Source organism: Pseudomonas sp. NPDC086251 (assembly GCF_044746405.1).
Taxonomy (GTDB): domain Bacteria; phylum Pseudomonadota; class Gammaproteobacteria; order Pseudomonadales; family Pseudomonadaceae; genus Aquipseudomonas.
In genome coordinates this window covers 73,902-86,515 of record NZ_JBIVBY010000007.1, presented here as the reverse complement: position 1 = coordinate 86,515, position 12,614 = coordinate 73,902, and the positions used below count along the sequence as shown (strand labels likewise).

Here is a 12,614-nt window from a genome sequence, read left to right as displayed (position 1 = left end):
TGGGGGGGGGGGGGGCCCCGCCGTGGGTCTTGTCCTCCAAAAAAAATTACCCCCCCCCCCCCCCCCCCCCCCCCCCCCCCCCGCTCCCACATTTGATCTCGGTTGACGGTTATTGCGTGGTAGCCTTGAGGCCTGTAAGCAGTAACCGCTGAAACAAATCCTCTTTCAACCCTTCCGGGTTGGTCAGCTGCATGCGCTCCAGATGTTCGGGAAACGCTGCGGGCTCTGGCGCATCCAGTGCAGCCTTGCCCAATTCCAGAATCTCGGTGAGTTTGAATTTGCTCTTCAACCAGTTCAGCGCTCGCAACAGATCGCGCTCCACCTCGGTGAAATCACAGCCCAGCGGATACTCCGGGAACAGGTTCGGATGCTGCGCCTGAATGGCTTGCAGACGCTGCGGGTGGTTGTCGGCAAAGCGTGGATCGATGCGGAAGTTTTTCGGTAATTTGCCCACGTTCTGTGCCTGCTCGATCAGCCCCGGCTGGAAGCGTGCATCGCTGATGTTCAGCAACGCCTCGATCACCGCCGCATCGGTCTTGCCGCGCAGGTCGGCGATGCCGTACTCGGTGACCACGATGTCGCGCAGGTGCCGTGGGATCGTGCAGTGGCCGTACTCCCAGACAATGTTCGAACTGACCTCACCGCCCGCTTCGCGCCAGCTGCGCAGCAGCAACACCGAACGCGCGCCTTCCAGCGCGTGCCCCTGAACCACAAAGTTGTACTGCCCACCGACGCCGCTGAGCACGCGTCCGTCTTCCAGCTGATCGGCCACGCCGGCGCCGAGCAGGGTCACGGTGAACGCGGTGTTGATGAAGCGCGCGTCGAGGCGCTGCAAGCGTTTGAGTTCTTCCTGACCGTAAAGCTCGTTGATGTAGCTGATGCGGGTCATGTTGAATTCGAGCCGTTTGCCCTGCGGCAACTCGCGCAAGCGCTCATAGAAACTGCGCGGCCCGAGGAAGAAACCGCCATGCACCGAGATGCCATCAGTCTGCGCGGCCTCATCAAGGGTGCCGGCATTCGCTTGCTGCTGGGTCGGCACGTCCGGGTAGACCTTGCGCCGCACAATCCCGGCATCGGCCAGCACCAGCAAGCCGTTGACGAACATTTCGCTGCAACCGTAGAGGCCTTTGGCGAACGGCTCGAGACCACCTTCGCGGTCGATCAATTGCGCCCACTGGCTGAGATTCACGTCGGCCAGCAAGGCCTTGTAACCGCCATTGTCAGCCTGGCGAGCCAGCAACGCAGCGGTCAGCGCATCGCCCATGGCGCCGATGCCGATCTGCAAGGTGCCGCCATCGCGTACCAGCGTGCTGGCGTGCAGGCCGATGAAGTGATCCTGGAAACCCACCGGCATGTTCGGCGTGGAGAACAGCGTGGTGTTGTCCTTCTCGTCGATCAGCAGGTCGAAGGTATCCATGCCGACTTCCGCGTCTCCCGGCATGTAGGGCAAATCGTTGTGTACCTGGCCCACCAGCAAAACCGTCTCCCCCGCCGCCCGGCGTTTGGCGATCATCGGCAACAGGTCGAGGGTGATGTCCGGGTTGCAGCTCAGGCTCAGGCGATCGGGATGTTCGCCATGGCTGGCCACCAGTTGCGCGACCAGGTTCAAACCGGCGGCATTGATGTCGCGGGCGGCGTGGCTGTAGTTGCTGCTGATGTAGTCCTGCTGGGCCTGTGCGCTGTGGAGCAAGCTGCCGGGCAGCATGAAGAATTGCTGCACATGGATGTTCGACGGCACGCTGTCGCGATGCAGGTCAGCGAGGAAATCCAGTTCTGGATAATCGCCGAACACCCGCTCGATGAAGGGTTCGAGAAAGCGCTTTTGCAAACCGTCGCCCAAGGACGGGCGGCCAAGGCACAGGGCGGTGTAGATCGTCAGTTGCCGCTCCGGCAGTTGTGCAACCCGCTGATACAGCGCGTTGACGAACGGGTTGGGTTTGCCCAGGCCCAAGGGCAGGCCCATGTGGATATGCGCTGGCAACCGTGCCAAAACGTCATCGACCGCTTGCTCGATAGAACACAGCTGCACCATCTGATCCTCCCTTACATTCCGTGAATTGGGGTTGGACCGAGCTTGCCGGGTCTTTGCTGCAAAGAACAGCCTCAAAAAACCAAACACTCAAACCGCCCCCCTGTAGGAGCGAGCTTGCTCGCGATGGACGTCAACGATAACGCGGCGAACCTGACACTCCGCGGCGTCTTCGAATTCTTCGCGAGCAAGCTCGCTCCTACAGAAATCAAGGGGTCCGCGGATCCGCGGGCACAAAAAAGCCGCTCGTAAGCGGCTTTTTTTGCTGAAGAGAAAGGCTTATTTCAGGCCGGACATCTTCTCGATGGCGCCTTTGAGCTCTTCGTCTTTGCAATCGGCGCAAGTGCCTTTTGGCGGCATGGAGTTGATACCCGAGATCGCCTTCGCGAGCAGGCCGTCAACACCACCTTCTTTCTTCGAGCGTTCACCCCAAGCGGCGGCGTCACCGATTTTCGGCGCGCCCAACAGGCCGGTGCCGTGGCAAGCGTTGCAATGTTTAGCAATCACTTCGTCCGGGGTCTTGGCCCCACCGCCGCCTGCCGAAGCAGCGACTTCCATACCCTTGCACTCTTGACCCTGAACACAGACCTGGCCGACTGGCTCAAGGCGTTTCGCGATATCGTCGTTGGTTGCTGCTTGTGCGCTCACTGCCCAAAGGGCCAATACGGTTGCTGGTGCAGCCAGCATTTTCATAATTAGGTTCACGCGTTCACCCTCAATGGTGGCTAGTCACGCCTACGGCCACGGTTCGCAGGCGGGCGCAAGTATAGCGGTAAGCCCGCCACTCTGAAACAACCCCAAAGTCGAAGGGGTCTTATCAACGGCGGAAAAACTGCCCGGGCGCCTCCGCAATACTGGCGCGGCACCTCTTCTCTTAGAAATTCGCGGGTGTGGCTGCGCTGATTAGTCGCGCCGGCGCATCGAACGGATTGCGGAAGCGATGCGGCTTGGTACTTTCAAAGTAGTAGCTGTCGCCGGCTTCGAGCACAAAAGTTTCAAGCCCGACCACCAACTCCAGTCGTCCTTCGAGCAGAATCCCGGTTTCCTCGCCCTCGTGGGTGAGCATCTCGTCACCGGTATCGGCGCCAGGCGGATAGATTTCATTGAGGAACGCGATGGCCCGGCTCGGATGAGCCCGACCGACCAGTTTCATGGTCACTGCGCCATCGGAAATATCGATCAGCTCGTTGGCTTTGTAGACGATCTGAGTCGGTTTTTCCTGGAGGATTTCTTCGGAAAAGAACTCGACCATGGACATGGGAATCCCGCCCAGAACCTTGCGCAGCGAACTGATCGAGGGGCTGACGCTGTTCTTCTCGATCATCGAAATGGTGCTGTTGGTGACGCCCGCGCGTTTGGCGAGTTCACGCTGCGAAAGACCTTTGAGCTTTCGGATGGATTGCAGTCGTTCACCGACGTCCAAGCTTGCGCCTCCAGGATTCAGGTTGTAGGAATATTGAGCGTTATCATGGCGACAGCGTTCAGTATTTACAACACTTTGGCCTGAATCCTGTTCGGCGAGGCGACTTCCGGTGCACAGCCTTTCGGGTCAAGCCCCGGAATAGAGCAGCGGCACCCGACGCAGGTTGCAGAAGATCTGGTAAGGAATCGTGTCGGCAGCCTCCGCCACGGTGCTGGCGAGGACATTCTTGCCCCACAATTCGACGGTCGAACCGAGGCCGGCTTGCGGCACATCGGTCAAATCGATGCACAGCATGTCCATCGACACCCGGCCGATCAACTGACTGCGCTGCCCGGCAACCATCACGGGCGTGCCGGTCGGTGCGTGACGCGGGTAGCCATCGGCATAACCCAGCGCCACAACACCCACGCGCATCGGCTTTTGGGTGATGAATTTGGCGCCGTAACCGATCGGCTCGCCGGCCGGCAGTTCACGCACGCAAATCACTTTCGATTCCAGGGTCATCACCGGTTGCAGGCGGGACGCCACGCTATTGGCTTCTTCGAAGGGCGTCGCGCCGTACAACATGATCCCGGGGCGAACCCAGTCGCTTGGAATGTGCGGCCAGCCGAGTACGGCTGGCGAGTTGCGCAAACTGATCTCAGCCGACAAACCCTGACGCGCCGCTTCGAACACCGCGACCTGCTCGGTACTCGCTTGACTGTGCAGTTCGTCAGCGCTGGCGAAGTGGCTCATCAGCACGATCTTCGCGACCTTGCCGCTGGCCAGCAGGCGTTGATAGCCCGCCTGGTAATCCTTGGGGTGCAGGCCGACCCGGTGCATGCCCGAGTCGAGCTTTAGCCAGACCGTAATCGGCTTGCTCAGTGCGGCTTTCTCGATGGCTTCAAGCTGCCACAGCGAATGCACCACGCACCAGAAATCATGCTCGACGATCAGCGACAGCTCGTCGGCCTCGAAAAAACCTTCCAGCAACAACACCGGCGCACGAATACCCGCGGCACGCAGCTCCAGCGCTTCTTCGATGCAGGCCACGGCGAACCCGTCTGCTTCAGCTTCCAGCGTCTGGGCGACACGCACCGCGCCATGGCCGTAAGCATCGGCCTTGATCACTGCGAGCGCCTTGGCTCCGGTGATTTCACGGGCGATCTGGTAGTTGTGACGCAGGGCTTGAAGGTCGATCAGGGCACGGGCAGGACGCATGGCGGCAGACTTCTGGTCGGTCATTGGGAAAAAACCGGTGCTGGCTGACGGCGTGAACCGCCAGGCGCACCGGGAGAGGGATCTTTCTGACAGGCTTATGGCAGAGCGGCTACAACCGAGAGCTCAACCAGGATTTCCGGTTCGCACAACTTCGATTCAACCGTGGCGCGAGCGGGTGCGACGCCTTTTGGCAGCCACTTGTCCCACACCGCGTTCATGCCTTCGAAGTGCGCATCAATGTCTTTCAAGTAAATCGTCACCGACAGCAAACGGCTCTTGTCGGTCCCGGCCAGATCGAGCAAACGCTCGATGTTGGCGAGGGTTTCACGGGTCTGCTGTTCAATCCCGGCGTTCATATCGTCGCCGACCTGCCCTGCCAGATACACGGTGCCGTTGTTAACGACGATCTGGCTCATGCGCTCATTGGTGAGCTGGCGCTGGATTGACATGTTTTGCGGACTCCTGGGTTTTGTTGCCATAACGAGAAATATCGAGACCTTCGGCGCTGATTTGCGGCGTTTTCTTCGCCATCAGGTCAGCCAGCAAACGACCGGAGCCGCACGCCATGGTCCAGCCCAGCGTGCCGTGACCGGTGTTCAAAAACAGGTTCTTGAACGGCGTGGCGCCAACGATCGGCGTGCCGTCTGGCGTGGTCGGACGCAGACCGGTCCAGAAACTGGCCTGGGCCAGATCGCCGCCCTGAGGATAAAGGTCGTTGACGATCATCTCCAGGGTTTCGCGCCGACGCGGGTTCAGTGACAGGTCAAAACCGGCTATCTCAGCCATGCCGCCGACGCGGATGCGGTTGTCGAAACGGGTGATCGCGACCTTGTAGGTCTCGTCGAGAATAGTCGACGTCGGGGCCATCGCCGGGTTGGTGATAGGCACGGTCAGGGAGTAACCCTTGAGTGGATACACCGGGGCACGGATGCCCAGCGGCTTGAGCAATTGCGGCGAGTAGCTGCCTAGTGCCAGCACGTAGCGGTCGGCGGTTTCCAACTTGCCGTCGATCCATACACCGTTGATGCGATCACCGGCGTAGTCGAGTTGCTGAATGTCCTGGCCGAAGCGGAATTCCACACCCAGCTTCACAGCCATTTCGGCCAGGCGGGTGGTGAAGATCTGGCAATCGCCGGTCTGGTCGTTCGGCAGGCGCAGGGCACCGGCGAGGATGTCGGTGACGCTGGCCAGGGCTGGCTCAACGCGGGCAATGCCGGCGCGGTCGAGCAGTTCGAACGGCACGCCGGACTCTTTCAGGACCGCAATGTCTTTGGCAGCGCCGTCGAGTTGAGCCTGGGTGCGGAACAGTTGTGTAGTACCGAGGCTACGGCCTTCGTAGGCAATGCCGGTTTCCGCGCGCAATTCGTCGAGGCAGTCACGGCTGTACTCGGACAGACGGACCATGCGTTCCTTGTTCACCGCATAACGGCTGGCGGTGCAGTTGCGCAGCATTTGCGCCATCCACAGGTACTGGTCGATGTCGGCGGTGGCTTTGATCGCCAGCGGTGCGTGGCGCTGCAACAGCCACTTGATAGCTTTGAGCGGCACGCCCGGCGCGGCCCACGGCGAGGCATAACCTGGCGACACCTGGCCAGCGTTGGCGAAACTGGTCTCCATGGCAGCGGCCGGCTGACGGTCCACCACCACCACTTCAAACCCGGCACGGGCCAGATAATAAGCACTGGCGGTACCGATGACGCCGCTACCCAAGACCATAACGCGCATTTTCATATCCCTCATCGCGGCGTGCCGCTGACGTTCGTAGTTGTCGAGCATTGATGTGCGCAGTGTAAAAAAGATTAGGCAGTGCTTTTCACTATATAAGTGCCTATATTTGGCGACAATTCTCGGCAAAAACCCTTTTCACGGAGGCGCATCCCCTATGCGTACCAACACTCAGACCAAACGTGAGCTGGACAAGATCGATCGCAACATCCTGCGGATCCTGCAAACGGACGGGCGCATTTCCTTTACCGAGCTGGGGGAAAAGGTCGGGCTCTCGACCACGCCGTGTACCGAGCGGGTCCGGCGCCTGGAGCGCGAAGGGATCATCATGGGCTACAACGCGCGGCTCAATCCGCAGCACCTCAAGGGCAGTCTCCTGGTGTTCGTCGAGATCAGCCTCGACTACAAATCCGGCGATACTTTCGAGGAGTTCCGACGCGCGGTGCTGAAACTGCCCCACGTGCTGGAGTGCCATTTGGTGTCAGGGGATTTCGACTATCTGGTAAAGGCGCGGATTTCCGAGATGGCCTCGTACCGCAAGCTGCTGGGCGACATCCTGCTCAAGTTGCCGCATGTGCGCGAATCCAAGAGCTACATCGTGATGGAAGAGGTGAAAGAGAGCTTGAATCTGCCGATTCCGGATTGAAGATCAAAAGATCGCAGCCTTCGGCAGCTCCTATGAGGCGCGCGGTTGCCTGTAGGAGCTGTCGAGTAAAACGAGGCTGCGATCTTTAACTGGCGACACCTAAACCAGCACCTGTCGAGTAGAAGCCATGTATTCATGAATCTGCTTCTCGACTCGCGGATGTATCAACTCCACCGGCCCGCGCCCATTGGGGCATGGCAAGGTCTTGGTGGTGCCGAACAACCGGCAAATCAGCGGTCGCTCGTCATACACGGTGCAGCCGTTGGGCCCAAGGTGTACGCAATTGAGCTCATCCATCGCCGCGTCCTGCTCGGCGCGGGTCTTGCGCGGCAGACGGGACATTTCTTCCGGCGAGGTGGTCACCGGCCCGCAGCAGTCATGGCAGCCGGGTACGCACTCGAACGAGGGAATCTGCTGCCGAAGCGTACGAATTTTCTGACTGTTGCAGCTCATCGAAACGGTAACCAAAAGCGGACTAGAGCGGGATTCTGACGCAAAAGCCCCGATCCAGACAGCACCAACCGACCAGTGTTGCCCGCCTGCGAAGGTCCGGCTTATGCTCCGTCAAATTTTCTAGACACAAGAATCAGGATGACGCGCATGAATGCCCGTGCCCAGCACACTGCCTCCTATTACGCCGCCAGCAGCCTGCCGCAGCCCGATCATCCGGTGCTCGCCGGAGAACAGGTGGCCGATGTGTGCGTGGTCGGTGGTGGGTTTTCGGGGTTGAACACGGCGCTGGAACTGGCCGAACGCGGTCTCAGCGTGGTGTTGCTCGAAGCCCGCAAGATCGGCTGGGGCGCCAGTGGCCGCAACGGCGGGCAATTGATTCGTGGCGTCGGTCATGGCCTCGATCAGTTCGCCAACGTCATCGGTACGGAAGGCGTGCGTCAGATGAAACTCATGGGCCTGGAAGCGGTGGAAATCGTCCGACAGCGGGTTGAGCGTTTTCAGATCCCTTGCGACCTGACCTGGGGTTACTGCGACCTCGCCAACAAACCGCGAGACCTGGAAGGTTTCGCCGAAGACGCCGAAGAATTGCGCGGCCTCGGTTACCGCTACGAAACCCGTCTGCTGCAAGCCAATGAAATGCACTCCGTGGTGGGTTCCGACCGCTACGTCGGCGGCTTGATCGACATGGGCTCGGGGCATTTGCACCCGCTGAACCTGGCCCTTGGCGAAGCGGCCGCCGCACAGCAACTGGGCGTGAAGCTGTTCGAACAGTCGGCGGTGACCCGCATCGATTACGGCCCCGAGGTCAGGGTTCATACCGCGCAAGGCTCGGTCCGCGCCAAGACGCTGGTGCTCGGCTGCAACGCCTACCTCAATGAGCTAAACCCCGAACTTAGCGGCAAAGTGCTGCCCGCCGGCAGCTACATCATCGCCACCGAGCCGTTGAGTGAAGAATTGGCGCATGCCTTGCTGCCGCAAAACATGGCGGTCTGCGATCAACGGGTGGCGCTGGATTACTACCGGCTCTCGGCGGATCGGCGCTTGCTGTTTGGCGGCGCCTGCCACTATTCAGGCCGCGACCCGCATGACATTGCGGCTTACATGCGCCCGAAGATGCTCGAGGTTTTTCCGCAACTGGCCGACGTGAAGATCGACTATCAATGGGGCGGGATGATCGGCATCGGTGCCAATCGCCTGCCGCAGATCGGTCGGTTAAAGGACCAGCCGAATGTGTATTACGCCCAGGCGTATTCCGGTCATGGCGTGAATGCCACGCACCTGGCGGGGAAGCTGCTGGCTGAAGCGATCAGTGGGCAGCAGAGTGGCGGTTTCGATCTGTTTGCCAAGGTGCCGCACATCACGTTCCCGGGCGGCAAGCATTTGCGCTCGCCGTTGTTGGCGTTGGGGATGTTGTGGCATCGGTTGAAGGAGTTGGTCTGATGGATTTGTGGCGTTATTGAGGACGCCTTCGCGGGCAAGCCTCGCTCCTACAGGGATTGCGGTGTCCTTGTAGGAGCGAGGCTTGCCCGCGAATGGATCTAACGATCACCACATAAAATCAAATCCGCCAGAACGGCTTCAACCCTTCCTCCCGCGCCTGCTCCCTGCTCAACCCGACATCCCTGAGCTGCTCTGGCGTCAGGCTCAACAACGCCTTGCGCGTGTGCAGACGATGCCAGAACAGACCCCAGCGACCCAGGCCGGACGGCGCGTTGCGCATGACCGCCTCGCGCGTACCGTTGTTTTGCCCTGCCGCCAGTTCCTGACTGCGTAACGTCAGCCGCACATCGCTCAAGCCGTTCATTTTGATTGCTCCTGTTTACTTGGGTAGCCAGAGCTTTCATGATGCGTGGACGACAAAAAGCGTTACAGATTCAACGCAGCAGTATTAATTCCATACAGATTTCGCGCTTCACCCTCTGAATCGCGATTTTCAGCCCGATCTGTACTGGTTAACCGAATCACCCACACCGAGACTGCACCATGACCCTTTACGTCAACCTCGCCGAACTGCTGGGCACGCGTATCGAACAGGGCTTCTATCGCCCCGGTGACCGGCTGCCGTCGGTGCGGGCGTTGAGTGTCGAGCACGGGGTCAGCCTGAGCACGGTGCAGCAGGCCTATCGGATGCTGGAAGACAGCGGGCTGGCAATGCCTAAACCCAAGTCGGGCTACTTCGTACCCGTCAGCCGGGAACTGCCGGAGCTGCCGGCGATTGGCCGTCCCGCGCAGCGCCCAGTGGATATTTCCCAGTGGGAACAGGTGCTGGAATTGATCCGCGCCGTGCCGCGCAAGGATGTGGTGCAACTGGGTCGGGGCATGCCGGACATCACCACGCCGACCATGAAACCACTGCTGCGCAATCTTGCACGCATCAGCCGACGGCAAGACATGCCCGGCCTGTATTACGACAACATCCACGGCACCCTCGAACTGCGTGAACAGATCGCTCGCCTGATGCTCGATTCCGGCTGCCAGTTGAACGCCAGCGACCTGGTGGTCACCACCGGTTGCCATGAAGCGTTGTCCACCAGCATCCGCGCGATCTGCGAGCCGGGGGACATTGTGGCCGTGGATTCGCCAAGCTTTCACGGCGCCATGCAGACCCTCAAGGGTCTGGGCATGAAGGCCCTGGAAATCCCCACCGACCCGCTGACCGGCATCAGCCTCGACGCCCTGGAACTGGCATTGGAACAGTGGCCGATCAAGGCCATACAGTTGACCCCCAACTGCAACAACCCGCTGGGCTACATCATGCCGGAGTCGCGCAAACGCGCGTTGTTGACGCTGGCACAGCGGTTCGACGTGGCGATCATCGAAGACGATGTGTATGGCGAGCTGGCCTACACCTACCCGCGTCCACGCACGATCAAGTCCTTTGACGAGGACGGTCGCGTCCTGCTCTGCAGTTCATTTTCCAAGACCCTCGCGCCGGGGCTGCGTATCGGCTGGGTTGCACCGGGCCGGTACCTGGAACGGGTGCTGCACATGAAATACATCAGCACCGGCTCTACGGCGCCGCAACCACAGATCGCAATTGCGGAGTTCCTCAAGGCCGGGCACTTCGAACCGCATTTGCGGCGGATGCGCACCCAATACCAACGCAATCGCGACATGATGATCGATTGGGTCAGCCGCTATTTCCCGGCCGGCACCCGCGCCAGTCGCCCGCAAGGCAGCTTCATGCTGTGGGTCGAACTGCCGGAAGGCTTCGACACGCTGAAACTGAATCGGGCCTTGCACGACCAGGGCGTACAGATTGCCGTCGGCAGCATCTTTTCCGCCTCCGGCAAGTACCGCAATTGCCTGCGGATGAACTACGCTGCCAAGCCAACACCGCAGATTGAAGAAGCGGTGCGCAAGGTCGGTGCCTTGGCCATCAAACTGCTGGCGGAAACTGACAGCATTACCGACTGACCTTTCTCGGGAAACCAGCGTCCATATGCCGACCCCAGCCGCCAAACGGAACGATCCCACGTGAGAGTCAGACAGCCCCTGCTCGCTTTTCTGCTTCTCGCCTCGCTCCTGAGCGGTTGCGCCAGCTTCGACGTTCAGCGCGAACCGAGCCAGGCACTGCCCGCCAGTGATTCGGCATTCGGCCGTTCGATCCAGGCTCAGGCCGCGCCCCATGAGGGGCAGTCCGGATTTCGCTTGCTGTCCAACAGCACCGAAGCCTTCACCGCCCGTGCCGAACTGATCCGTAACGCGCAAAGCAGCCTCGACTTGCAGTACTACATCGTCCATGACGGCATCAGCACGCGGATGCTGGTGGAGGAACTGCTCAAGGCGGCCGACCGTGGTGTGCGCGTGCGCATCCTGCTCGACGACACCACCAGCGATGGCCTGGACTGGATCATCGCCACCCTGGCCGCGCATCCGCAGATCCAGATCCGCCTGTTCAACCCGCTGCATTTAGGCCGCAGCACCGGCGTGACGCGAACCATGGGGCGGCTGTTCAACCTGTCGCTGCAACACCGGCGCATGCACAACAAGCTGTGGCTGGCCGACAACAGTGTGGCCATCGTCGGCGGACGCAATCTGGGGGACGAGTATTTCGATGCCGAGCCCAATCTGAATTTCACCGACATCGACATGCTCAGCGTTGGTCCGGTTGCCGAGCAGCTGGGCCACAGTTTCGACCAGTACTGGAACAGCGCCCTGAGCAAGCCGATCGACGAATTCCTCTCGAGCAAACCGACCGCCAAGGACCTGCAAAACACCCGGACCCGGTTGGAGGAATCGCTCGAGGAGACGCGCAAACAGAATCACGCGCTCTATCAGCAACTGATGACCTACGCCACTCACCCGCGCCTTGATGTGTGGCGCCGTGAGCTGATCTGGGCCTGGAACCAGGCGTTATGGGACGCCCCGAGCAAGGTGCTGTCCGACGGCGAGCCTGACCCGCAATTGCTGCTGACCACGCAATTGGCGCCCGAGCTCAATGGCGTTAGCAAAGAGCTGATCATGATCTCGGCCTACTTCGTACCCGGCCCACCGGGGCTGGTGTACCTGACCGGGCGCGCCGATGCCGGGGTGTCGGTGAGTTTGCTCACCAACTCACTGGAAGCCACCGACGTACCGGCGGTGCATGGCGGTTACGCGCCGTATCGCAAGGCGCTGCTGGAGCATGGCGTGAAGTTGTTCGAATTGCGCCGCCAGCCCGGTGAAGGCGGTGGCAGCGGACCGCATTTGTTTGCGAGCAAATCGTCTCAAGGTTCCGATTCCAGCCTGCACAGCAAGGCAATGATCTTCGACCAGCAGAAATCCTTCATCGGCTCGTTCAACTTCGACCCGCGTTCGGTGCTGTGGAACACCGAAGTCGGGGTGCTGGTGGACAGCCCGGAACTCGCCGGGCACGTCCGCGAGCTGGCCTTGCAGGGCATGGCGCCACCCCTGAGTTACCAGGCGAAACTGGAAAACGGGCAGATCGTCTGGGTGACCGAAGATGACGGCAAACTGCACACCCTCACCAAAGAACCGGCGAGCTGGTGGCGGCGCTTCAATGCGTGGATGAGCACCACCGTGGGATTGGAACGGATGTTGTAGATCAAAAGATCGCAGCCTCGTTTCACTCGACAGCTCCTACAGAGAACGCGCTCCCCCTGTAGGAGCTGTCGAGTGAAACGAGGCTGCGATCT

General features: G+C 60.5%; 12 protein-coding genes. 4 read left to right on the top strand and 8 right to left on the bottom strand.

The genetic code is table 11. From position 1 onward, the window contains the following. Positions 1-109 precede the first annotated feature (109 nt). The 6 genes from ACIPL2_RS10795 to dadA form a co-directional block, all read right to left on the bottom strand. A complete protein-coding gene (locus ACIPL2_RS10795; protein ID WP_401355883.1) occupies positions 110-2,032 on the bottom strand; it encodes an acetyl-CoA hydrolase/transferase C-terminal domain-containing protein in 1,923 nt (640 codons plus the stop codon). A 276-nt stretch (positions 2,033-2,308) separates the two neighbouring features. Continuing rightward, positions 2,309-2,722, bottom strand: coding sequence for a c-type cytochrome (locus ACIPL2_RS10790; RefSeq protein WP_401355882.1), 414 nt, complete (start codon positions 2,720-2,722; stop codon positions 2,309-2,311). Between the two features lie 181 nt (positions 2,723-2,903). Further along, the gene (locus ACIPL2_RS10785) at positions 2,904-3,452 is read right to left on the bottom strand and encodes a cupin domain-containing protein (RefSeq protein ID WP_008150195.1); all 549 of its coding nucleotides are present in this window, start codon (positions 3,450-3,452) and stop codon (positions 2,904-2,906) included. Between the two features lie 126 nt (positions 3,453-3,578). Then, entirely contained in the window at positions 3,579-4,652 is a 1,074-nt protein-coding gene (gene alr, locus ACIPL2_RS10780; protein ID WP_401356151.1) for an alanine racemase, read from the bottom strand. Positions 4,653-4,747: 95 nt separating this feature from the next. Further along, positions 4,748-5,101, bottom strand: a complete 354-nt coding sequence (locus tag ACIPL2_RS10775) for a RidA family protein (protein ID WP_059403897.1) — start codon at positions 5,099-5,101, stop codon at positions 4,748-4,750. Next, on the bottom strand, positions 5,073-6,377 hold the full coding sequence (gene dadA / locus ACIPL2_RS10770) for a D-amino acid dehydrogenase (RefSeq protein ID WP_401355878.1): 1,305 nt from the start codon (positions 6,375-6,377) through the stop codon (positions 5,073-5,075). The genes ACIPL2_RS10775 and dadA overlap by 29 nt, the downstream gene beginning before the upstream one ends. 157 nt (positions 6,378-6,534) lie before the next feature. Here dadA and ACIPL2_RS10765 point away from each other — a divergent pair, with 157 nt between their 5' ends. Beyond that, positions 6,535-7,023: an Lrp/AsnC ligand binding domain-containing protein gene (locus ACIPL2_RS10765; RefSeq protein WP_003176896.1), complete on the top strand. Its 489-nt coding sequence runs from the start codon at positions 6,535-6,537 to the stop codon at positions 7,021-7,023. Between the two features lie 99 nt (positions 7,024-7,122). Here ACIPL2_RS10765 and ACIPL2_RS10760 read toward each other — a convergent pair whose 3' ends face one another. Continuing rightward, positions 7,123-7,476 carry a YkgJ family cysteine cluster protein gene (locus tag ACIPL2_RS10760; protein ID WP_007947437.1) on the bottom strand — a complete coding sequence of 118 codons (354 nt, stop codon included), beginning with the start codon at positions 7,474-7,476 and terminating at the stop codon, positions 7,123-7,125. Positions 7,477-7,623: 147 nt separating this feature from the next. On the opposite strand from ACIPL2_RS10760, the gene ACIPL2_RS10755 reads away from it, so the two are divergent. Beyond that, entirely contained in the window at positions 7,624-8,916 is a 1,293-nt protein-coding gene (locus tag ACIPL2_RS10755; protein WP_401355874.1) for an NAD(P)/FAD-dependent oxidoreductase, read from the top strand. A gap of 118 nt (positions 8,917-9,034) precedes the next feature. On the opposite strand, the gene ACIPL2_RS10750 is transcribed toward ACIPL2_RS10755, so the two are convergent. After that, complete coding sequence (locus tag ACIPL2_RS10750; protein ID WP_401355872.1) at positions 9,035-9,280, bottom strand: DUF1127 domain-containing protein; 246 nt, start codon at positions 9,278-9,280, stop codon at positions 9,035-9,037. Positions 9,281-9,459: 179 nt separating this feature from the next. On the opposite strand from ACIPL2_RS10750, the gene ACIPL2_RS10745 reads away from it, so the two are divergent. Together ACIPL2_RS10745 and ACIPL2_RS10740 are read left to right on the top strand one after the other, a co-directional pair. Then, the gene (locus tag ACIPL2_RS10745) at positions 9,460-10,893 is read left to right on the top strand and encodes a PLP-dependent aminotransferase family protein (protein WP_401355869.1); all 1,434 of its coding nucleotides are present in this window, start codon (positions 9,460-9,462) and stop codon (positions 10,891-10,893) included. 60 nt (positions 10,894-10,953) lie between these two features. Next, positions 10,954-12,522 (top strand): phospholipase D family protein, encoded by a 1,569-nt coding sequence (locus tag ACIPL2_RS10740; protein WP_401355866.1) that lies wholly within the window; start codon positions 10,954-10,956, stop codon positions 12,520-12,522. Positions 12,523-12,614: the final 92 nt, after the last annotated feature.